The 21,287-nt window shown below is 69.0% G+C and carries 20 protein-coding genes and 1 tRNA gene; 10 read left to right on the plus strand and 11 right to left on the minus strand.

From position 1 onward, the window contains the following. Positions 1–8: 8 nt before the first annotated feature. A complete protein-coding gene (locus tag DWB05_RS04515) occupies positions 9–467 on the minus strand; it encodes a GatB/YqeY domain-containing protein (RefSeq protein ID WP_114375425.1) in 459 nt (152 codons plus the stop codon). Between the two features lie 152 nt (positions 468–619). On the opposite strand from DWB05_RS04515, the gene carA reads away from it, so the two are divergent. The 5 genes from carA (at position 620) to DWB05_RS04540 (ending at position 7,906) form a co-directional block, all read left to right on the plus strand. Continuing rightward, positions 620–1,975 (plus strand): glutamine-hydrolyzing carbamoyl-phosphate synthase small subunit, encoded by a 1,356-nt coding sequence (carA, locus tag DWB05_RS04520; RefSeq protein ID WP_114375427.1) that lies wholly within the window; start codon positions 620–622, stop codon positions 1,973–1,975. Beyond that, a complete protein-coding gene (locus tag DWB05_RS04525; protein ID WP_114375430.1) occupies positions 1,972–2,730 on the plus strand; it encodes an SDR family NAD(P)-dependent oxidoreductase in 759 nt (252 codons plus the stop codon). Before carA ends, DWB05_RS04525 begins: the two co-directional genes overlap by 4 nt. Before the next feature lie 38 nt (positions 2,731–2,768). Next, the gene (gene carB / locus DWB05_RS04530; RefSeq protein ID WP_114375432.1) at positions 2,769–6,014 is read left to right on the plus strand and encodes a carbamoyl-phosphate synthase large subunit; all 3,246 of its coding nucleotides are present in this window, start codon (positions 2,769–2,771) and stop codon (positions 6,012–6,014) included. 128 nt (positions 6,015–6,142) lie between these two features. Beyond that, positions 6,143–6,616: a transcription elongation factor GreA gene (greA, locus tag DWB05_RS04535; protein WP_114375434.1), complete on the plus strand. Its 474-nt coding sequence runs from the start codon at positions 6,143–6,145 to the stop codon at positions 6,614–6,616. Between the two features lie 63 nt (positions 6,617–6,679). After that, a complete protein-coding gene (locus DWB05_RS04540; protein ID WP_114375436.1) occupies positions 6,680–7,906 on the plus strand; it encodes a threonine ammonia-lyase in 1,227 nt (408 codons plus the stop codon). Positions 7,907–7,926: 20 nt separating this feature from the next. On the opposite strand, the gene DWB05_RS04545 is transcribed toward DWB05_RS04540, so the two are convergent. Both DWB05_RS04545 and DWB05_RS04550 read right to left on the minus strand, forming a co-directional pair. Further along, on the minus strand, positions 7,927–8,706 hold the full coding sequence (locus tag DWB05_RS04545) for a 3-hydroxybutyrate dehydrogenase (RefSeq protein WP_114375438.1): 780 nt from the start codon (positions 8,704–8,706) through the stop codon (positions 7,927–7,929). 30 nt (positions 8,707–8,736) lie between these two features. After that, entirely contained in the window at positions 8,737–9,228 is a 492-nt protein-coding gene (locus DWB05_RS04550) for an Lrp/AsnC family transcriptional regulator (RefSeq protein ID WP_114375440.1), read from the minus strand. A gap of 134 nt (positions 9,229–9,362) precedes the next feature. On the opposite strand from DWB05_RS04550, the gene trxB reads away from it, so the two are divergent. Both trxB and DWB05_RS04560 read left to right on the plus strand, forming a co-directional pair. Beyond that, on the plus strand, positions 9,363–10,328 hold the full coding sequence (gene trxB / locus DWB05_RS04555) for a thioredoxin-disulfide reductase (protein ID WP_114375442.1): 966 nt from the start codon (positions 9,363–9,365) through the stop codon (positions 10,326–10,328). A 98-nt stretch (positions 10,329–10,426) separates the two neighbouring features. Beyond that, on the plus strand, positions 10,427–11,320 hold the full coding sequence (locus DWB05_RS04560) for a LysR family transcriptional regulator (protein ID WP_198669048.1): 894 nt from the start codon (positions 10,427–10,429) through the stop codon (positions 11,318–11,320). Between the two features lie 933 nt (positions 11,321–12,253). Here the strand turns inward: DWB05_RS04560 and DWB05_RS04565 are convergent. The 7 genes from DWB05_RS04565 to DWB05_RS04595 are packed head-to-tail and all read right to left on the minus strand — an operon-like array spanning position 12,254 to position 19,206. Then, positions 12,254–12,775: a GNAT family N-acetyltransferase gene (locus tag DWB05_RS04565; protein WP_232818383.1), complete on the minus strand. Its 522-nt coding sequence runs from the start codon at positions 12,773–12,775 to the stop codon at positions 12,254–12,256. Next, positions 12,757–13,959 (minus strand): pyridoxal phosphate-dependent aminotransferase, encoded by a 1,203-nt coding sequence (locus DWB05_RS04570; RefSeq protein WP_114375444.1) that lies wholly within the window; start codon positions 13,957–13,959, stop codon positions 12,757–12,759. The genes DWB05_RS04565 and DWB05_RS04570 overlap by 19 nt, the downstream gene beginning before the upstream one ends. A 23-nt stretch (positions 13,960–13,982) precedes the next feature. Further along, positions 13,983–15,185 (minus strand): pyridoxal phosphate-dependent aminotransferase, encoded by a 1,203-nt coding sequence (locus DWB05_RS04575; RefSeq protein ID WP_114375446.1) that lies wholly within the window; start codon positions 15,183–15,185, stop codon positions 13,983–13,985. 38 nt (positions 15,186–15,223) lie between these two features. After that, positions 15,224–16,033 (minus strand): ABC transporter permease subunit, encoded by an 810-nt coding sequence (locus DWB05_RS04580; RefSeq protein WP_114375448.1) that lies wholly within the window; start codon positions 16,031–16,033, stop codon positions 15,224–15,226. Next, entirely contained in the window at positions 16,030–16,917 is an 888-nt protein-coding gene (locus tag DWB05_RS04585; RefSeq protein WP_114375450.1) for an ABC transporter permease subunit, read from the minus strand. Before DWB05_RS04585 ends, DWB05_RS04580 begins: the two co-directional genes overlap by 4 nt. Beyond that, the gene (locus DWB05_RS04590; protein ID WP_114375452.1) at positions 16,914–18,065 is read right to left on the minus strand and encodes an ABC transporter ATP-binding protein; all 1,152 of its coding nucleotides are present in this window, start codon (positions 18,063–18,065) and stop codon (positions 16,914–16,916) included. The genes DWB05_RS04585 and DWB05_RS04590 overlap by 4 nt, the downstream gene beginning before the upstream one ends. Positions 18,066–18,084: 19 nt before the next feature. Further along, positions 18,085–19,206 carry a polyamine ABC transporter substrate-binding protein gene (locus tag DWB05_RS04595; protein WP_114376556.1) on the minus strand — a complete coding sequence of 374 codons (1,122 nt, stop codon included), beginning with the start codon at positions 19,204–19,206 and terminating at the stop codon, positions 18,085–18,087. 290 nt (positions 19,207–19,496) lie between these two features. Between DWB05_RS04595 and DWB05_RS04600 the strand changes: the two genes are divergently transcribed. Both DWB05_RS04600 and DWB05_RS04605 read left to right on the plus strand, forming a co-directional pair. Further along, entirely contained in the window at positions 19,497–19,835 is a 339-nt protein-coding gene (locus tag DWB05_RS04600) for a hypothetical protein (RefSeq protein ID WP_114375454.1), read from the plus strand. Between the two features lie 54 nt (positions 19,836–19,889). After that, positions 19,890–20,126 (plus strand): hypothetical protein, encoded by a 237-nt coding sequence (locus DWB05_RS04605; protein ID WP_114375456.1) that lies wholly within the window; start codon positions 19,890–19,892, stop codon positions 20,124–20,126. 22 nt (positions 20,127–20,148) lie between these two features. Here DWB05_RS04605 and DWB05_RS04610 read toward each other — a convergent pair. Beyond that, positions 20,149–20,223 (minus strand) — tRNA-Thr (locus tag DWB05_RS04610). 128 nt (positions 20,224–20,351) lie between these two features. On the opposite strand from DWB05_RS04610, the gene DWB05_RS04615 reads away from it, so the two are divergent. Then, entirely contained in the window at positions 20,352–21,278 is a 927-nt protein-coding gene (locus tag DWB05_RS04615; protein ID WP_114375458.1) for a hypothetical protein, read from the plus strand. Positions 21,279–21,287: the final 9 nt, after the last annotated feature.

Genomic DNA, 21,287 nt, shown 5'->3' on the forward strand with positions numbered 1-21,287 from the left:
CCGACCCGTCAGCCCCCGAGGGCGGCCTTCACCACCGGTCCGGCCTTGGCCATGTCGAGGGCACCGCCGTGCTTGGCCTTCAGCGCCGCCATCACCTTGCCCATGTCCTTCACCGAAGCCGCACCGGTCTCGCCGATCGCCGCCCGCACGGCCGCCTCTAGCGCCTCGCCCTCGAGCTCGGGCGGCAGGAAGCGCTCGATCACCGCGATCTCCGCCGCTTCCTTGTCGACCAAGTCCTGCCGACCGCCTTGCCGATACATCTCGATGCTCTCACGGCGGGATTTCACCATCCGCCGCAGCATGGCGAGGATCTCGGCATCCTCCACCTTCTCAACTCCGCGCGGACGGGCCTCGATGTCCACCTTCTTCAGTTCGGCGAGGATCATGCGGATCGTCGAGGTGGTGGCGGCGTCGCCCGATTTCATCGACGCCTTCAGCGCTTCCATGAACTGCTCGCGCAGGCCCATCGTCGGTCCCCGTGTTCGGTCGAGCCGCACACTATAGTCGAGTTGCGTCAGGACGCGACATCCGCCGTGGCGGGGGCTGAGTTTCCCGGAAATTCCTTCCCGCCCTCTCCGTCCTTCTTGCGGCGGGAAGAAATTTCCGCTACCCGCCGGCCATGGCCAGCGTGGACAAGATCATCGACCGGCTCGGCGGCGCCGAGCGCGCCGCTTCCCTGACCGGCGTCACCGTCGAAGCGGTGCGCAAATGGCGCCAGGCGCGCGCCATTCCCTCCCGCCACTGGCCGGTGATCCTGAAGGAAACGGGGCTTACGCTGACCGACATGCCCGGTAGCGAGACGCCCCCCGCCCCGGCGGTTGACGCGCCGCCGCCCGGCGCCACCGCCGCCCTCGTGCTGGCCGATGGGTCCGTCTTCTGGGGCCGCGGCTTCGGCGCGCACGGCACCGCCGTGGGCGAAGTCTGCTTCACCACCGGCATGACCGGCTACCAGGAGACGCTCACCGACCCCTCCTTCGCCGGCCAGATCATCACCTTCACCTTTCCCCACATCGGCAATGTCGGCGCCAATGCCGAGGACATCGAGGCGACCACGCCCTTCGCGCGCGGGCTGGTGGTGAAGGACGAGCCGACGCCGCCCTCGAACTGGCGTGCGGCGCGGTCGCTGCCAGAGTGGTGCGCTGCCCAGGGCCTGCCCGGCCTCGCCGGGATCGACACCCGGGCGCTCACGCGTCGCATCCGCCTCGGGGGCGCGCCGAACGGAGTGCTCGCCTTCCCGGCCGACGGGCGCTTCGACCTCGACGCCCTGACAGACCAGGCGCGCGCCTGGCCGGGGCTTGAGGGGATGGATCTCGCCCTCGAGGTCACCACGCGTCAGCGCTACGCCTGGGACGAGACGGTGTGGGCGTGGCCGGCCGGCTACGGGCGGCACGAGGCACCGCGCTTCCACGTCGTCGCCATCGACTACGGGGCGAAGCGGAACATCCTGCGCAGCCTCGCCTCCGCCGGCTGCCGGGTCACCGTACTGCCGGCGACCGCCACCGCCGAGGAGGTGTTCGCCCTCTCGCCCGATGGGGTGTTCCTCTCCAACGGTCCAGGCGATCCGGCGGCGACCGCCGCCTACGCGGTGCCGACCATCCGGGCGGTGCTGGAGCGGCGCATTCCCCTGTTCGGCATCTGCCTCGGCCACCAGCTGCTTGCCCTTGCTCTCGGCGGCAAGACCCGCAAGCTGCATCAGGGCCACCGCGGCGCCAACCACCCGGTGAAGGAGCTCGCCACCGGCCGGGTGGAGATCACCTCGCAGAACCATGGCTTCGCGGTGATCCCCGAAAGCCTGCCCGAAACCGTGCGCGTTACCCACGTCTCGCTGTTCGACGGCACGAACGAAGGGCTTGCCTGCGAGGACCGGCCCGCCTTCTCGGTGCAGTACCACCCCGAAGCGAGCCCCGGCCCCTCGGACGCGCGGCACCTGTTCGACCGTTTCGTCGCCATGATGGACCGCGCGAGGGCGTCGTGAGCCGCCCCTTCGACCTTGCCGGCACCGTCGCCCTCGTCACCGGCGGCAATGGCGGCATCGGGCTTGCCATCGCGCGCGCCCTGCACGCGGCGGGGGCGGCGGTGATGATCGCCGGCCGCAACGACGCGAAGAACGCGGCGGCGCTTGCCGCCTTCGCCGACCGCGCCGCGGCGGTGATCGCCGACGTCACCGACGAGGCGGCGGTGCAAGGCATGATCGAAACCACCCTCACCCGCTTCGGCCGCCTCGACATCCTGGTGCTGAACGCGGGAATCAACATCCGAAAGCCAGCCCAGGAGATGAGCTTCGAGGAGTGGCGCGCGGTGCTCGCCGCCGATCTCGACAGCGCCTTCCTCTGCGCCCGTGCCGCCTACCCCGCCCTGAAGGGCTCGGGGCGCGGCCGCGTCATCGCCATCGGCTCCATGCTCTCGCTGTTCGGCGCCGCCTTCGCCCCGGCCTACGGCGCGGCCAAGGGCGGCATCGTGCAGCTCGCGAAATCCCTGGCCGTCGCCTGGGCGGCGGACGGCATCACCGCCAATGCCATCCTGCCCGGCTGGATCGACACCGACCTCACCCGCACCGCGCGCGACCAGGTGCCCGGTCTGCACGAGAAGGTGCTCGCCCGCACGCCGATGGGCCGTTGGGGCTTGCCGGAGGACCTCGGCGGCATCGCCGTCTTTCTCGCCTCCCGCGAGGCGGGCTTCGTCACCGGCGCCGCCATCCCCGTGGACGGCGGGTACGCCGCGGCAATCTGACCCGTTCTGCACACGCACCGTTCCGAATCGACAGCGTCATGCCGAAGCGCACCGACATCGAGAGCATCCTGATCATCGGCGCCGGCCCCATCGTCATCGGCCAGGCCTGCGAGTTCGACTACTCGGGCGCGCAGGCCTGCAAGGCGCTGAAGGCCGAGGGCTACCGCGTCATCCTGGTCAACTCCAACCCGGCGACCATCATGACCGACCCGGGGCTCGCGGATGCGACCTACATCGAACCGATCACCCCGGAGATGGTGGAGAAGATCATCGCGCGCGAACGCCCCGATGCGCTGCTTCCCACCATGGGCGGGCAGACGGCGCTGAATACGGCGATGAAACTCGCCGATGCGGGCGTGCTCGATCGCTACGGCGTCGAACTGATCGGAGCCAAGCGCGAGGCGATCGAGAAGGCCGAGGACCGGCAGAAGTTCCGCGACGCGATGAGCCGGATCGGCATCGAGAGCCCAAGAAGCGCGATCGCGCACAGCCTCGCCGAGGCGAAGGAGGCGCTGAAGCTCGTCGGCCTGCCGGCGGTCATCCGCCCGTCCTTCACCTTGGGCGGCACGGGGGGCGGCATCGCCTACAACATGGAGGAATTCGAGGCGATCGTTTCGGGCGGTCTCGACGCCTCGCCCACGCGCGAGGTGCTGATCGAGGAGAGCGTGCTCGGGTGGAAGGAATTCGAGATGGAGGTCGTGCGCGACCGCGCCGATAACTGCATCATCGTCTGCTCGATCGAGAACCTCGATCCGATGGGCATCCACACCGGCGATTCGATCACCGTCGCGCCGGCGCTGACGCTGACCGACAAGGAGTATCAGCGGATGCGCGACGCCTCCATCGCCTGCCTGCGCGAGATCGGCGTCGATACCGGCGGGTCGAACGTGCAGTTCGCCATCGACCCCGCCTCGGGGCGGATGGTGATCATCGAGATGAACCCGCGCGTCTCGCGCTCCTCCGCACTCGCTTCCAAGGCGACCGGGTTTCCGATCGCCAAGGTCGCCGCCAAGCTCGCCGTGGGCTACACGCTGGATGAGCTCGCCAACGACATCACGCGGGTCACTCCGGCGTCGTTCGAACCGACGATCGACTACGTCGTCGTCAAGATGCCGCGCTTCACCTTCGAGAAGTTTCCCGGCACGCCGAGGCTTCTCACCACCAGCATGAAGTCGGTCGGTGAGGCGATGGCGATCGGCCGCACCTTCGCCGAAGCGATCCAGAAGGGATTGCGCAGCCTGGAGACCGGGCTTGCCGGCTTCGACGAGGTGGAGGAACTCGTGGGCGCGGACAGGGGCGAAATCCTCGCCGCGCTCTCCACGCCCACACCCGATCGGATCCTCGCCGTGGCGCAAGCCTTTCGCGAGGGGCTCACGGTGGAGGAAGTGCACCAGGCGACGCGCTACGATCCTTGGTTCCTGCGCGAGATCGAGGAGATCGTGCAGACTGAGGCAATGGTGCGCGCGGCGGGCCTGCCGCGCGAAGCGGCGGCGTTGCGTCGTCTGAAGGCGATGGGCTTCTCCGACCGCCGCCTCGCCCACCTCGCCGGCGTGAAGGAAACCGACGTCGCGCGGCTGCGCGAAAGGCTCGGCGTGCGCCCGGTGTTCAAGCGCATCGACACCTGCGCGGCCGAGTTCGAGAGCCTCACGCCCTACATGTACTCGACCTACGAGGGGACCACGCTCGCGCCGCCGGAATGCGAGGCCGATCCCTCCGATCGCACCAAGGTGGTGATCCTCGGCGGTGGCCCAAACCGCATCGGCCAGGGCATCGAGTTCGACTATTGCTGCGTGCACGCCGCCTACGCGCTCAAGGAGGCCGGCTTCGAGACCATCATGGTCAATTGCAACCCGGAAACGGTCTCCACCGACCCCGACACCTCCGATCGTCTCTACTTCGAACCGCTCACCGCCGAGGACGTGATCGCCATCGTCCGGCGCGAGGCGGAGCGCGGCGCGCTGCTCGGCTGCATCGTGCAGTACGGCGGGCAAACACCACTTCGCCTCTCCAAGGCGCTCGCCGAGGCCGGGATCCCGCTGCTCGGCACCTCGGCTGAGGCGATCGACATCGCCGAGGACCGCGAGAGGTTCCAGGAGCTCCTCAAGCGGCTCGGTTTGCGTCAGCCCGAGAACGGCACCGCGCGTTCGGCGGAGGAGGCGGAAGCGGTGGCGGAGCGCATCGGCTACCCGGTGGTGATCCGCCCCTCCTACGTGCTCGGTGGGCGGGCGATGGAGATCGTGCACGATCGTGCGGCGCTTGCCCGCTACATCCGCGAGGCGGTGCGCGTCTCCGGCGACAACCCGGTGCTGATCGACCGCTACCTGAACGACGCGATCGAGGTCGATGTCGACTGCATCGCGGATGGCGAGACCGTCTACGTCGCGGGGGTGATGGAGCACATCGAGGAAGCCGGCATCCACTCCGGCGACTCCGCCTGTTCGCTGCCGCCCTATTCGCTCTCGCCCGCCATCGTCGCCGAACTGCGCGCCGAAACGGAGGCGCTCGCCAAGGCGTTGAAGGTGGTCGGCCTGATGAACGTGCAGTACGCGATCCAGGACGGCGCGATCTATGTGCTTGAGGTCAACCCGCGCGCCTCGCGCACCGTTCCTTTCGTCGCCAAGGCGACCGGGGTTGCGGTGGCGAAGATCGGGGCGAAGGTGATGGCGGGGGCGAAACTCGCCGCCTTCCGGCTCGACGACGAGGCGGTGAGCCGCCACGTGGCGGTCAAGGAGAGCGTGTTTCCCTTCGCGCGCTTTCCCAACGTCGACGTGCTCCTTGGCCCCGAAATGAAATCGACGGGCGAGGTGATGGGGCTTGATTCGAGTTTCGAGCGCGCCTTCGCCAAGAGCCAGATCGGCGCCGGCGTGCGGCTCCCGCTCGAGGGTACGGCCTTCATCAGCGTGAAGGACGGCGACAAGCCGGCGGCCGTCGCCCTCGCGCGCCGGCTCGTCGACATGGGATTCAAGGTGGCGGCGACGCGGGGCACGGCGGCGGCCATCCGCGAGGCGGGGCTCGAGGTCGCGGTGGTGAACAAGGTGCTCGAGGGCCGACCGCACTGCGTCGATGCGATCAAGTCGGGCGCGTTCCAGATCGTCATCAACACCACGTCGGGTGGCCGCAGCGTGTCCGACAGTTTCGACATCCGGCGCTCCGCCCTCACCCATCACGTGGCGCACTACACCACGCTGGCCGGCGCCCGCGCCGCGGTGCATGCGATCGCCGCGCTGAAAGCGGGCACTCTTGAAGTGGCCCCCCTTCAGTCGTATTTTCGCGGATCGTTCTAGGGCGGATGCGCGCCCCGCCGCGCGGCGGCGGAGGTGGCGTGTTCGTTTCGTCGCCCGGCCGAGCGTGGCCGGGTGACGATCAAAAGTTCGGTCGTCACGCCAGGACACGAGGACGGAAAGGTTCCGCCGTGCAGAAATTTCCGATGACCGCGGAAGGGCTCGCGAAGCTCGAAGAGGAACTGCGTTACCTGAAGACCGTCGAACGTCCCGCCGTGATCCGCGCCATTGCGGAGGCCCGCTCGCACGGCGACTTGTCGGAGAACGCAGAGTATCACGCCGCGCGCGAACGGCAGAGTTTCATCGAGGGACGGGTGGCGGAGCTCGAGGCGCGCATCGCCGCCGCCGAGGTGATCGACATCTCCAAGCTCTCCGGCAACACGGTCTCCTTCGGCGCCAAGGTCACGCTGCTCGACGAGGAGACCGAGGAGGAGAAGACCTGGCGCATCGTCGGTGCGGATGAAGCCGACATCAAGAAGGGGCTGATCAGCATCTCCTCCCCCCTCGCCCGCGCGCTGCTCGGCAAGAAGGTCGGCGACGTGGTCGAGGTGCCCGCACCGGGTGGGGCGAAGAGCTACGAGATCGTCGCGGTCAGCTTCGGTTGAGCCTGGCCTCGGCAAGCTGACACGCTCCCCGAACGCCGTGGCGACGCGATCCAACCGGCGCATATGGCGCGGGGTGTTGTGACCGTGGCGGCTGATCCGCGCGCGGTCGACGCAGCGGCGCAACGGATCGCGGGTGGTGTGTTACGGACGCCCGCCGTTCCCTCGCCGGCCCTGGCGCAACGCCTCGGCGTCGGCTCCCTCGTGCTGAAGCTCGAGACGCTGCAGCGAACGGGCAGCTTCAAGGAACGGGGCGCCCTGAACCGTCTGCTTCTCCTCTCGGAGGAGGAGCGGCGACGCGGCGTCATCACGCTCTCCGCCGGCAATCACGCGCAGGGTGTGGCCTATCACGCGGCCCGGCTCGGCATCCCCGCCACCGTGGTGATGCCGCGACATACGCCGAACGCGAAGGTCGCGCGCACCCGCGCCCACGGCGCGGAGGTGGTGCTCGCCGGCGAGACCCTGGTCGAAGCCGCAGAAGAGGTGCGTCGGTTGCAGGCCGAGCGGGGACTCGTGCTGATCCACCCCTACGACGACGCGGCGGTGATCGCCGGCCAGGGCACGGCGACAGCGGAGCTCCTCGACGACCATCCCGATCTCGACGTGCTCGTCGTCCCCGTCGGCGGTGGCGGGCTGATCGCCGGGGCTGCCCTGGCCGCGCAGGGGAGGCCGAACTCCCCTCGCCTGATCGGCGTCGAGGTCGAGGGCTGGACTGCCTGCGCGCAACGCCTCGCCGGCGAGCCGGTTCGCGTCGGTGGCACCACCATCGCCGAAGGCATCGCCGTGCGCGACATCGGCGAGGCCCCATTCGCCATCATCCGCGAGCATGTCGAGCGCGTGCTCGTCGTGCCCGAGACCGCGATCGAGACCGCGATCGGGCTGCTGATCGAGGAGGCGAAACTGGTGGCGGAGGGGGCCGGAGCGGCCGGCATCGCCGCCGTGCTCGCCCATGCGCCCCTCTTCGCGGGGCTGCGCGTCGGCACCATCCTGTGCGGGGCGAACCTCGATGCGCGGATCCTCGCCAACGTGCTCTTGCGCAACCTGGTGCGCGACGGACGTCTCCTGCGCGTCAGCCTCGACATCCCCGATCGCCCGGGCGTGCTCGCCGACATCGCGGGACGGATCGCGCGCGCGGGCGGCAACATCATCGAGGTCGAGCACCAGCGCCTGTTCGCCGCCCCCTCGGTACGGGCGGCCGAACTCGACCTCCTGATCGAGGCGCGCGACGGGGCGCACGGGGCGGAAATCCTGGAGGCCCTGGAGGGCGCGGCGCTGGCCGTGCGGCGTCTGTAACCGCCTCCACCGCCCCCGCCTCACTCCATGCACCAGCCGTGCGAGGCGATCAGGCTCTGCCCGGTGAGCGCGGCGTTGGGCCAGGCGGCGAACAGCACGGCGATCTCGGCGATGTCGTCGACGGTGGTGAACTCGCCGTCCACCGTGTCCTTCAGCATCACCGTCCGCGCCACCTCCTCTTCGCTGAGGCCGTACTGGCGGGCGAGATCGGGAATCTGCCGCTCGACGAGCGGCGTGCGCACGAAGCCCGGACAGATGACGTTCGCCGTCACCCCCTTCGGCCCGCCCTCCTTGGCGACGACGCGGGCGAGGCCCAGCAACGCATGCTTCGCCGCCACGTAGGGCGCCTTCAAGGGCGAGGCGAGCTTGGAGTGCACCGAGCCCATGTAGATCACACGCCCAAACCGGTTCGCGTACATCGACGGCAGGCAGGCCTTGGTGAGTAGGAAGGCGCCGTCGAGATGAATGGCGATCATCTGTCGCCACTCGGCGTAGCTGAACTGCTCCACCGGCTTGACGATTTGGATGCCGGCGTTGCTGACCAGGATGTCCACCTTACCCCAGGCGTCGAGCACCCGCTGGACGCCCGCGTTCACCGCCCCCTCGTCGGCGACGTCCATCGCGACCGCCATCGCCTCGCCGCCCGCGCCACGAATCCCTTCGACCGCGGCTTCCGCTGCCTCGGCGTTGAGGTCGGCGAGCGCGACCTTGGCTCCTTCGTTGGCGAAACGTTCCGCGATCGCGCGCCCGATGCCCGACGCGGCGCCGGTGACGATCGCGGTCTTCCCCTGCAGTCTCATCGTGGTCGATGCCTTTCCTCTCTGGCCGGCTCACTCCGGCGGTATCGGCACCCCGGCCGCGTCCTTCGCCGTTCGGATGGTTTGCAGCGTGGTGACGCGAGCGACGGAGGCCGCACCCGTGAGCCTGCGCGTCAACTCGTTCTCGTGCGCGGTGTCCCGGGCAACCAGCTTGAGGATAAAGTCTCCGCCGCCCCGAATCATGTGACATTCCCGCACTTCGGGCCACGCGCCCACCATCTGCTCGAAGGCATCGAGGACGGACTGCTTCTGGCTCTCCAGCCCGACGATGGCGAAGAACATCACCTGCCAGCCGAGCAGGGCGGGATCGGTGTCGGCGTGGTAGCCGCGAATCACCCCCGCTTCCTCAAGGCGGCGCACCCGCCTGAGGCAGGGCGGGGCCGAGATACCCACGCGGCGGGCGAGTTCGACGTTGGTCATCCGCCCGTCCTCCTGCAGTTCGGCGAGGATTCGCCGGTCGATCTGGTCGAGCAGGGGGGGCTGATCGGGCGGCGTCTTGCGCATCGCGATCGTCCGTTCGTTCCGTGGCTTGGCCGCGCAAGATTATTACAAGGTTGCCGGCCGGCAAAGGCCGCCTCGTCGCTTCGCCTTGTCCCGCGCTAGGTGCACGCAATATCCTGTCCGGGGAAGGACGAGGAATGAGCGAAACGATTGCGACGCCGGTGCTGATCATCGGCTCCGGCCCTGCGGGCTACACGGCGGCAATCTACGCCGCGCGCGCCGCCCTCCGCCCTGTGGTCGTCTGCGGCCTGCAACCGGGCGGGCAGCTCACCATCACCACCGATGTCGAGAACTATCCGGGCTTCGCCGAACCCGTGCAGGGGCCGTGGCTGATGGAGCAGATGCGCCTGCAGGCGGAGCACGTCGGCGCGCGGATCGTCGAGGACATCATCGTCTCCGTCGACCTGTCACGCCGGCCCTTCGAGGCGAACGGCGACTCGGGGCGTCTTTATCGCGGCGATACGCTCATCCTGGCCACCGGCGCCGAGGCGCGGTGGCTCGGCCTGCCCTCGGAGCGGAAGTTTCGCGGCTTCGGCGTCTCGGCTTGCGCCACCTGCGACGGGTTCTTCTTTCGCGGCAAGAAGGTCGCCGTGATCGGCGGCGGCAACTCGGCGGTCGAGGAGGCGCTGTTCCTCACCCATCACGCGGCCGAGGTCACGCTCATCCATCGCCGCGACTCCCTGCGGGCGGAGAAGATCCTGCAGAGCCGCCTGTTCGCCAACCCGAAGATCTCGGTGATCTGGAACCACGTGGTGGACGAGATTCTCGGCAGCGACGACCCGCTTGGCGTCACCGGGCTCAGGCTCCGTCACGTGACGACCGGCGAGACGCGGGAGATCGAGGTCGATGGCGTGTTCATCGCCATCGGGCACGTACCCAACACCGGCCTCGTGCGCGGCCAGCTCGAGCTCGACGCCGAAGGGTATGTCGTCACCGTGCCCGGCTCGACCCGCACCTCCATCCCCGGCGTGTTCGCCGCTGGCGACGTGCAGGACAAGGTGTTCCGCCAGGCGGTGACGGCGGCCGGCACGGGCTGCATGGCGGCCTTGGAGGCGGAACGATACCTCGCCTCCATCCCCGCCACGGCGCTCGCCGAAGCCTGAGCCGGGCGAGGGGAGCGCGAAAGGGGAGACAGCCGGGTCGAGGCCCGGGGCGACGGGGGCGCGGCCGGCCAGCAAGACAAGGGAGGTAGGACGCGGCGATGATCGACTGGGACAAGCTGCGCGTGTTCCACGCGGTGGCCGAGGCCGGCAGCTTCACGCATGCCGGCGAGGCGCTGAACCTGTCGCAATCCGCGGTGTCGCGCCAAATCTCGGCCCTCGAGGAGGCGCTGCAGGTGCCGCTGTTCCACCGCCACGCGCGGGGCCTGATCCTGACGGAGCAGGGCGAGACTCTGAACCGCACCGTGCGCGAGGTGTTCGCCAAGCTGGCGATGACCGAGGCCTTGCTCACCGAAAGCAAGGAGAAGCCGACCGGCCGGCTCAAGGTGACCACCACCGTCGCCTTCGGCTCGACTTGGCTTGCGCCGCGGATCAAGGCCTTCCTCGATCGCTACCCCGAGATCACCATGTCCGTGGTGCTGGATGACCAGGACCTCGATCTCGCGATGCGCGAGGCGGACGTGGCGATCCGGATGCATCCGCCGCGTCAGCCCGACCTGATCCAACGCCACCTGATGACGATGGGCTGGGTGGTGGTCGCCTCACCCGACTATCTCAAGAGCGCAGGCGTGCCCGAACGGGCGGAGGATCTCGACCGTCACCGCCTGCTCGTCTTCGGTGGCCACCACCCGCCGGTGCCGGACATCAACTGGCTTCTCGAGGCGGGCAGCCGGCCGGGCACGCCGCGCAAGCCCGTGCTGGAGATGAATTCGATCCTCGGCCTGCTGCTCGCGGTGAAAAGCGGGCTCGGCATCGCCGCCCTGCCCGATTACCTGGTCGAGCACGAGGAGGGGCTCGTGCGCCTTCTGCCCGATCTCAAGGCGCCGAAGGTGGAGGCCTATTTCGTGTATCCGGAGGAGCTCCGGAACTCGAAGCGTGTGGCGGTGTTCCGCGATTTCCTGCTGGCTGAATTGGCCGAGCGCACGGCCGCCTGACCGCGAGGCGGCGTGCCGGGCGCCGGCTCAGGGGTGGACAGGCGGCGCTCGCACTCGTATAGGTTGTGGACTGGGCTATGCAGCACCCGCATGTCCGTCTCTGCATTTTCGCGATGCAACACGGCCGATGTTTTGTTATCTTCGCAGCATCGATGATAACAACGAGGGATCGGGACGTCGGCATTCGTTAGTGCATTCCGGTTTCGGCCTTAGGCCGTGCAGGTTCCGGCGCGGTTTCGCCGGAAGCTTGGGTCTTCGGACCCTTTTCGTCTCCCAGACGTGAAGCCTCCCTGTTGACTGCCCCGCGTCCGCCAGGTCGCGGGGCTCTTTTTTCTCCGCGTGCCGACGTTTTGCCGACCCTCCGTCAGCTGACCGTTGCGACTTTTCGGAGGGTCATGCCGTCGTCGCGCCGGGCCGCTCTTCGCCAGCGCGGGCGCTTGGCCTGACGCGAGATCAATCTTCGCGCCGGGTCGCCGCGCTTACACATCACGCAGGATGCGGCCTCCGGTTGGATGGCGCGACTGCCTGTTTGCTCCTCTCACCTCGGCCACCTGCCGCCCAGCCGGGCGCCAGCGCTGCCCGCGCGAAATCGTGGGGCGGATCCCGTCGTCGTGCACCGCCACGGCACCCCATCCACCCTAGAGCGTGCGGCTGGCGTCGCAGACCGTATCGCCCTCGGCCATCTGACGCGGGTTGAGCGTCCCGTGACCCACTCGATCCTGCCGATTCCGGAGCGTTTCGCGCACGCCGCCCTGTCGTTCCCCCCGGGCTCGCTCCGTGATCGCTTCCCCGTCCCTCCACCGACAGGAGATCCTGCTCCGCGCCGCCCCCGGTTTCCGGCTCGATCGTCACCCGAGCGGCGAAGCAATTTTTCCGAGCATGACCTCGCCGATGAGGAGCTCGAGGAAACGGTGGCCGCGCTCCGGCGTTTCCTCACCCTCTGGTCCGCCCACCGCAAGCGACCGCCTTTTCAAAACGGAACTCCACGGTGGCCGAGAGATCGGCGAGCGACCGCGTCTCGCCAGTCCGCTGCCAGCCGTGCTTCTCGTAGAAGCGATGCGCGCGCGTGAAGCGCGTATCGCTCCATAGCAGGAGCCGGTTCGCGCCGCGTGCCACCGCATGGTGCTCGGCGAGCGCCAGGAGGTGAGCGGCCAACCCCGTGCCGCGGTGGCGGGCAGCAACGTAGAGCCGGGAGAGTTCCCACGCCTCCTCCAGGGCCGCGGGCGCAATCCCGACCATGCCGATGATGGAGCCCTCGAGCTCGGCCGCCCACAGCGCCCCGCCCTTGGCCGCGAAATGGGAGGCGAGCGCGCGCAATTCCGGCACCTCGCCGTCCACGTCGAGGACGCAGCCCGGGTACTCGGCCCAGCACGCTCCGATCAGCGCGATGAACCCTTCCGCGTCCTCGTCCCTGCCGGGACGAACCTGGACGCCCGTCACCGCAACCGCGCGCACCAGTCCGCAATCCGCGCGCAGGCCTCGCGCAGGCTTTCCTCGTCGGTGGCATAACTGATGCGGACATAGGGGCTCATCCCGTAGGCTCCGCCGTGCACCACCGCGACATGCGCCTCCTCGAGCAGCGCCATCGCGACATCGAGATCGGTCTCGAGCCGACGCCCCGCCGGCGTGGTGCGTCCGATCAGACCGGCGACGGAAGGATAGACATAGAACGCGCCTTCCGGGCGGTGACAGGAGAGGCCCGGTGCTTCGTTCAGCATCGCGACCACGAGGTCGCGCCGGCGGCGGTAGAGTTCGGCGCGCTCGCCGAGCACGTCCTGCGGGCCGTCGAGCGCGGCAGCGGCCGCCGCCTGCGCCACCGTGCACACGCCGGAGGTGAGCTGGCCCTGCACGTTGACCATGGCCTTGATGAGGGCGCGCGGGCCGCCGCAGAAGCCGATCCGCCAGCCCGTCATCGCATAGGCCTTGGAAGCACCGTTCACCGTCAGCACGCGGTCGCGCAAATCGGGCGCCACCTGGGCGAGGGTGGCGAAGCGGAAGCCGTCGTAGATCAGGTGCTCGTAGATGTCGTCCGAGAGCACCCACACATGGGGGTGGCGTCGCACCACCTCGGCGATGGCGCGCAGGTCCTCCTCGCCGAGCGCGGCACCGGAGGGATTGTTCGGACTGTTCAGCACCACCCACTTGGTGCGCGGCGTGATCGCCGCCGCGAGGTCCTCGGCGCGCAACCGGAAGCCGTTGTTCTGCGGGCAGGCGACGAAGCGCGGCACGCCGCCGGCGAACTTCGCCTGGTCGGCATAGGATATCCAGTACGGTGCAGGAATGAGTACCTCGTCCCCCGGATCGATGGTGGCGAGGAAGGCATTGGCGATGATCTGCTTGCCGCCGTTCGCCACCATGATCTCGTCTAGGGCGTAGTCGAGCCCGTTGTCGCGGGCGAACTTGCGGCGGATCGCCTCCTTCAGCGCGGGCGTGCCGTCCTGCGGCGGGTAGTGCGTGTCGCCGGCGAGGGCGGCGCGATGCGCGGCCTCGATGGCGTGCGCGGGCGTATCGAAGTCGGGTTCGCCGATGGCGAGGCTGATCACGCGGTGGCCGGCCGCGCGCAACGCCCGCGCGCGCACCGTCATCGTCACCGAGGCCGAGACCGCGACGTCGGCGAGCCGTGCGGCGAGCGCGGGCACCCTCCCCTCCCCCGCACCGTCGCTCAGTGCAGCCCCTCGCAGAACCGCTTGATGCGGGCGCAGGCCTCGCGCAGCGCTTCGGTCGAGGTCGCGTAGGAGATCCGCATGTGGCCGGGGGCGATGAAGGCCGTGCCGTGCACAGCGGCCACCCCTTCCTCCTCCAGCAAAGCGGTGACGAAATCCTCGTCCGTTTCGATCTTGCGCCCGCCCGCCGAGGTCTTGCCCAGGCAGCCGTGGATGGAGGCGAAGACGTAGAACGCGCCCTCCGGCTTGCCGCAGACGATTCCTGGGCACTCGTTGAGGGCGGCGACGACGAGGTCGCGCCGTTCGCGATAGACGGCGACCATCTCGGCGATGAAGTCCTGCGGGCCGGTGAGCGCCTCCACCGCCGCCGCCTGGCTGATCGAGGAGGTGTTGGAGGTCGATTGGCTCTGCAGCTTGTCCATCGCCTTGATCAGCGCCTTGGGTCCGCCGCAGAAGCCGATGCGCCAGCCGGTCATGGCGTAGGCCTTGGAGCAGCCGTTCATCGTCAGCGTGCGTTCCTTCAGCCGCGGTTCGACCTGCACCACGGTGGCCGGCTTGAAGCCGTCATAGGCGAGGTGTTCGTAGATGTCGTCGGTGAACACCCAGACATGCGGGTGGCGAAGCAGGACGTCGGTGAGCGGCTTCAGTTCGTCTGCGGAATAGGCAGCGCCGGTGGGGTTGCAGGGGTTGTTGAGGATGAACCATTTCGTGCGCGGCGTGATCGCCGCCTCCAGGTCCTCGGCGCGCAGCTTGAAACCGTTGTTCTGCGGGCAGGCGACGAAGACCGGCTTGCCTTCGGCGAGGCTCACGATGTCGGGGTAGGAGACCCAGCAGGGGGTCGGGATGATCACCTCGTCGCCCGGGTCGAGTGTGGCCAGCATGGCGTTGAAGATCACCTGTTTGCCGCCCGTCGAGACCATCACCTCGTCGACCGCGTAGTCGATGCCGTTCTCGCGGCGGAACTTGGCGCACACCGCCTCACGCAGCGCCTTGGTGCCGGAGACGTCGGTGTACTTGGTTTCGCCGCGCTCGATCGCCGCGATCGCCGCGCGCTTGACGTTGGCGGGCGTGTCGAAGTCGGGCTCGCCGGCGGAGAGGCTGATGATGTCGCGCCCCTGGGCGGCGAGTGCGCGCGCCTTCTGGCTGATGGCGATCGTCTGCGAGGGGGAGATGCGGTCGAGACGGGCGGCGGTGAGCGACATGGCAAGCGTCCGAGCGAGGCGGGATCGAGCCGCGGACGCTACCCCCCGACCCGGGCCGAGGCAACCCGCCCCAGCTTCAAGGCAACCAAGAGGCCCAGGCTGACCACGACGATGATCACGGTGGCGAGCGCGAACAGTTCGGGCGTGAGCCCGAGGCGGAGGGCGGAGAAGATCACCATCGGCAGCGTCGAGGCGCCGGGGCCCGAGGTGAAGGAGGCGATGACCAGATCATCGAGCGAGAGGGTGAAGGCCAAGAGCCAGCCCGAGGCCAGGGCGGGTGCGATCAACGGCAGGGTGATCAGCAGGAACACCTTCCAGGGCCGCGCACCCAGATCGAGGGCGGCTTCCTCGAGCGAACGGTCGAAGTCGGCGAGGCGGGATTGCACCACCACCGCGACGTAGGCGGTGGCGAAAGTGATGTGCGCGATGGTGACCGTGGTCACCCCCCGCTCGGCAGGCCAACCGACGCTTTCGGCAAGGGCGACGAAGAGGAGGAGCAAGGAGAGGCCGGTGATCACCTCCGGCATGACGAGGGGGGCGGCGACCATGGCACCGAACAGTCCGCGCCCGCGGAAGGCGCCGAAACGGGCGAGGGCGAAGCCGGCCGCCATGCCGATCACGGTCGCTCCGGTGGCGGCGACCGCGGCGATGCGCAAGGAGAGCAGCGCCGCGTCGATCAGACGCTCGTTGTTCCACAGCGCGACATACCAGCGGAAGGAGAAGCCCGACCAGACGGTGATCAGGCGGGAATCGTTGAAGGAGAGGACGACGAGCAGCGCGATCGGGATGTAGAGGAAGGCGTAGCCGACGCCGAGGAAAAGCCCGAGCCGGCCGAGCCGGCGGCTCATCGCGCCCCCTTCCCCTGCACGTGCTGGAACCAGGCGATGGGCAGCACGAGCAGAAGGAGCAACACCACGGCCAGAGCCGAAGCCATCGGCCAGTCGCGGTTCTGGAAGAACTCGGTCCAAAGCACGCGGCCGATGAGCTGCGCCCCCGGGCCCCCGAGCAGTTCGGGGATGACGAATTCGCCGACCGCCGGGATGAACACCAGCATGAAGCCGGCGATGATGCCGGGCAGAGAGAGCGGCAGGGTGACGGTGAGGAAGGCGCGCCAGGGTCGTGCGCCGAGATCGGCCGCCGCCTCCAGCAGCACGGGGTCGAGCTTCGAGAGGGTGGCGTAGAGCGGCAGCACCATGAACGGCAGGTAGCAGTAGACGATGCCGGCGTAGAGTGCGAAGTCGGTGTAGAGAAGTGCGACCGGCTGCGAAACGAGCCCGAGGCCGAGTAGGAGATTGTTGACCACGCCGTTGTCGGCGAGCAGGCCGATCCAGGCCATCACGCGGAGCAGGAAGCTCGTCCAGAACGGCAGCACGACGAGCATGAGCAGCAGGTTGCGGCGATGTTCGGGCGCGCGGGCGATGGCGTAGGCCATCGGGTAGCCGATCAGCAGGCAGAGCACGCCGGAGATCGCGGCGACGCGGAGCGAACGGAGATAGGCCTCGATGTAGAACGAGTCCGAAACGAGCGTGGCGAGATTGCCCAAGTTTAGCACGATGGTCAGCACGCCCTCGTCGGTCCAGCGCAGCAGCGGGGCGTAGGGCGGGATCCCGAGCGCGCCTTCCGACAGCGCGATCTTGGCGACGATCAGGAACGGGGCGAGAAAAAAGAGACCGAGCCAGAGGAACGGCAGGGCGAGGACGAGGGTCCGTCCCGACGGCAGCCGCAGCCTCATTCCGGCAGCACCACGGTGGCGAAGGGCTCCCACTCCACCGCCACCCGATCATCCCAGGTGATGGGGAGCTCGGTCAGGCGTGCGAGGTTGGGGCGGCTGACGCGAATGCTCTTCCCCTCGGGCAATTCGACGACGAACATGAAGAAGTCGCCATAGTAGGCGATGTCGCGCACGGTGCCGATCAGACGGTTGGTGCCCGCCATCTCGCCCGCTTCCGCGCGGCGGATGCGCATCTTCTCGGGCCGAACGGCGACGAAGACGCGTGCCCCTTCGGGCTTGGGCGGATCGGTGTCGCTCTGGAAGAAGGCGTCGAACTCGGTCGATTCGATCAGCGCGCCGGTAGGACCTTCCGCCCGGATCAGCCCCTCGAACACGTTGGCGGTGCCGAGAAACTCGGCGACGAAGCGCGACTGCGGGTATTCGTACACCTCGGCGGGCGTGCCCACCTGGGCGAGGTAGCCGTGGTTCATCACGGCGAGCCTCGTCGCCATGGTCATCGCCTCCTCCTGGTCGTGCGTGACCATGATGAAGGTGATGCCGAGCTTCTCCTGGATGCTGACCAGTTCGAACTGCGTCTGCTCGCGCAGGTTCTTGTCGAGCGCGCCCAACGGTTCGTCGAGCAGCAGCAGTTTCGGCTGCTTGACGAGCGAGCGCGCCAGCGCCACGCGCTGGCGCTGGCCGCCCGAAAGCTCGTGCGGGCGACGCTTCTCGAAGCCTTTCAACTGGACCAGGTCGAGCATCGCCGCCACGCGGTCGCGGATCTCGGCCCTCGGCAGCCCGTCCATCTTCAGCCCGAAGGCGATGTTCTGCTCCACCGTCATGTGCGGGAACAGCGCGTAGGACTGGAACATCATGTTTACGGGCCGCTCGTAAGGCGGCACGTCCGCCACATCCTGTCCATCCAGCAGGATGCGGCCCGAATCGGGGCGCTCGAAGCCCGCGAGCATGCGCAGAAGCGTCGTCTTACCCGACCCCGAGCCGCCGAGCAGGGCGAAGAGTTCGCCGCGGTAGATGTCGAGCGAGACGTCGTCCACCGCCACCGTCGCGCCGAAGCGCTTGGTGACGTTCAGGATCCGGACATAGGGCTCGGCCTCCGGGTCACGCCAGGGCTCGGCCGAGCCGGGGCGGGCGATGTTCGCCTGCTGCACCGTTCCGAGGGCAGATCGATCAGCGTCCGGCCTTGAAGCGCGCCCACAGGCGCGAACGCGCCCGCTCCGCCGCCTGCGGCACGGCGGTCACGGTGAAGAAGCGGGCGAAGTCCTCCTCCGACGGATAGACGTTGCGGTCGTTCTTGATCGCCTCCTCCACCAAGGGCTTGGAGGCGGGCACCGCGTTCGGATAGTGCACAGCGTTGGTGATCGCCGCCATCACGTCGGGCTGCAACAGGAAGTCGATGAACCGGTGCGCGGCGGCGGGGTTCGGCGCATCGCGCGGGATGGCGAGCACGTCGAACCAGAGCTGCGCGCCTTCCTTCGGCGCGACGTAGCGGATCTCCACGCCGCGGCCGGCTTCGCGTGCGCGGTCCGCCGCCTGGATCGCGTCTCCCGAGTAGGTGAAGGCGAGGCAGGCCTGGCCGGAGGCGAGAAGCTCGATCGCGCCGCCCGAGGCGAAGGTGCGGATGTGCGGGCGAATCCCCATCAGCGTCTGCTCAACCCGGCGCAGGTCGGCCTCGGCGGTCGAGTTCACGTTCAGGCCGAGGAAGCGCAGCACCGAGGGGATGACGTCGATCTGGCTGTCCATCATCACGATGCCGCAGGGGGCAAGTCGGCGCGCCACGGCGGGATCGAACAGGAGACGCCAGGAATCCCTCGGCGCATCGGGCGCAAGCTCGCGCACCCGGCCCACATTGTAGGCGAGGCCGATCGTGCCCCAGAGGTAGATCGCGCCGTGACGGTTGCCGGGATCCGAGGTCTCGAGCTGCTTCATCAGCGCAGGATCGAGATTGGCCCAGTTCGGCACCCGCGCGCGGTCGATCGGCTGCAGGGCGCCGGCAGCGATCAGGCGCGAGAAGGAGGGCTCGTTGGTCGGCACCACGATGTCGTAGCCGGAGCGCCCAGCGAGCAGCTTGGCCTCCAGCGTCTCGAGACTGTCGAAGACATCGTAGCGGACCTGGATCCCCGTCTCGCGGGTGAACCGCTCCACCACCGCGGGATCGATGTAGTCGGTCCAGTTGAAGACGTTCAGCGTCGGCGCCTGAGCGCGCGCCTCGGCGAGCGGAAGGAGACCAAGGAGGACGGCCGCAAGCCCGCGGAGCAGGCGACGGCGGCGAAAAGCAGGGGCTGGCGTCATCTGGGTCTCTCCCTCGAAGGCGTCGTCAGGCGACGGCATCGGCGAAACCGGCCACGGCGCTTCCTAGCACGTTTGCACGCTCGGACCATGACAAGAGCATTGCGGCATCGGCCGACATCGCTTCTGTGATTTTTTTCCTTGACGTGGACGTCGCTCCTAGGCACTCTGCCGACCGTCACGGGCGTGGTGTGTCCCCGCCCGCCCCGACGCCCTCCCTTCCTCCGCGCAACCTGCCGCCGGCCCCGCCCCTCGGGCGGGGTCGGTGCTGCCCTTTCGGGAACCTCGAGCCGATGGCGTTCGTGCCGGTGAACCTCGCCGTGCTGTCCTACGCGGCCGGCTGCACGCTCTGGAACTATTCCTCCGTCGAGGACACGGTCGGCGCCGTCCTCGCCCCCGGTTACTTCGACCCGGCGCTGGCCCGCTTGCGACGCGACGACGTGGTGCTGATTTCCGCCCGCGACGGTGCAGCGATCGCCTTCGTCGCAACGGCCAGCCCAACCGGCGTCACGCTGCAATCCCTAACCGGGGGTGAGCCGCCGCCACCTCCGGCGATCCCGACGGGCGCCATCCTGGCCGAGAACGGCCTGCCCATCCTCGCCGAAAACGGAGCCTTCGTCCTCGCCGATTGAGGTGCGGCGCCCCCCTCAGCCCCTTGCCCTCCGACCAACCGCAGGAGCCGATCGATGCCCTTCGAGATCCAGAGCCTCTCCGTGCTCGCCTACGCCAACGGCTTCACGCTGTGGCACTACCGCAACGACACGGATACGCGGGCGCAGCTTCTCGCCGCGGGCTATTTCAACCCGGCGGCCCATCTCGTGCGCCGCGGTGACATGATCCTTGCCCGCAGCGCGGATGCCTTCTCCATCCTGCACGTGACCGCCCACACCGGCACGACAGTGACGGTCGCCCCGATCGTCTGAGGCCACCGCTCCGAACCGGCGATGGTGCTGCCGGAGAGGATTGAACTCTCGACCTCTCCCTTACCAAGGGAGTGCTCTACCACTGAGCTACGGCAGCCCGACGCGCCGCCCGATCGCCGACGCTTAGGCGCCCCTTAGCGCAAAGCCCCCGCTCCCGTCGAGAGCGGAGCCGCGCCGCGCGCCCTTCCCCCTTTCGCCTCCGCCCACTGAGAAGGATTTCGCTCCATGTCTGGCCAGAGGATCTCGCAGTTTCCCGCGGCCTCGTCCGCCCAGGCCGGCGACGAGCTCGTCGCCAACCAGTCCGGCACCACGCGCAAGGTGACGGTCGGCCAACTGCGCGCCGGTCTCGCCCCCGCCTCCCACACCCACGGCGTCGCCGACATCGTCGGCCAGATCCCGCCCGCCCGGCTCGACCAGGCAGGCGCGCAGACCGGCCAAGTGCTGAAGTGGAACGGCTCGGCCTGGGCGCCCGCTCCGGACGAGGCGGGCTCAGGCGGCGGCTCGGTCGCCTGGAGCGCCATCACCGACCTCCCGGCCGCGATCGACGCGATCGACAACCTCACCCCGGCGGCCGATCGCATCGCCTTCTACACCGGCGCCAACACCGCCTCGCTCACCCCCCTTACCTCCTTCGCCCGCTCGTTGCTCGACGACACCGACGCCGCCCAGGCCCGCGCCACCATCGGCGCCGCACCGGCGACGCACGGTCACGCCTCCGCCGACATCAGCGACTTCGCCGCGGCGACGCGGAGTCAAGTCGAAGGCATGCTGGTCGCGGGCGCGAACATTTCCGTCAGCTACTCGGGCAGCGGCGCGACCCGCCAGGCCACCATCGCAGTGGTCGCTTCCAGCACCTCCTACACGGCTGTGACGGCGAGCCGAACGCTGACCGCAGCCGACAACGGGCGCGTGCTCGAGGGCGGGGCGACGGACGTCACCCTCACCCTGCCGGCAGGGCTCGGCAAGGGCTTCTCCTGCCTGCTGCGCCGGGTCGGCACCGGGAACCTGACCGCGACCGCAGGGTCGGGCGTCACCTTCGCCCCGGCCACAGGGCCGATCGCGACGACGGCGCAGTGGGACGAGATCGCGATCGAGTGCGTGGCCGACAGCGGCACGGCAGCAACCTTCCTCGTCCGCCGCATCGCCGCCTGACCCGCGTCC

Source organism: Elioraea thermophila (ex Habib et al. 2022), assembly GCF_003336755.1.
In the GTDB taxonomy this organism is placed as follows: Bacteria; Pseudomonadota; Alphaproteobacteria; order Acetobacterales; family Acetobacteraceae; genus Elioraea; species Elioraea thermophila.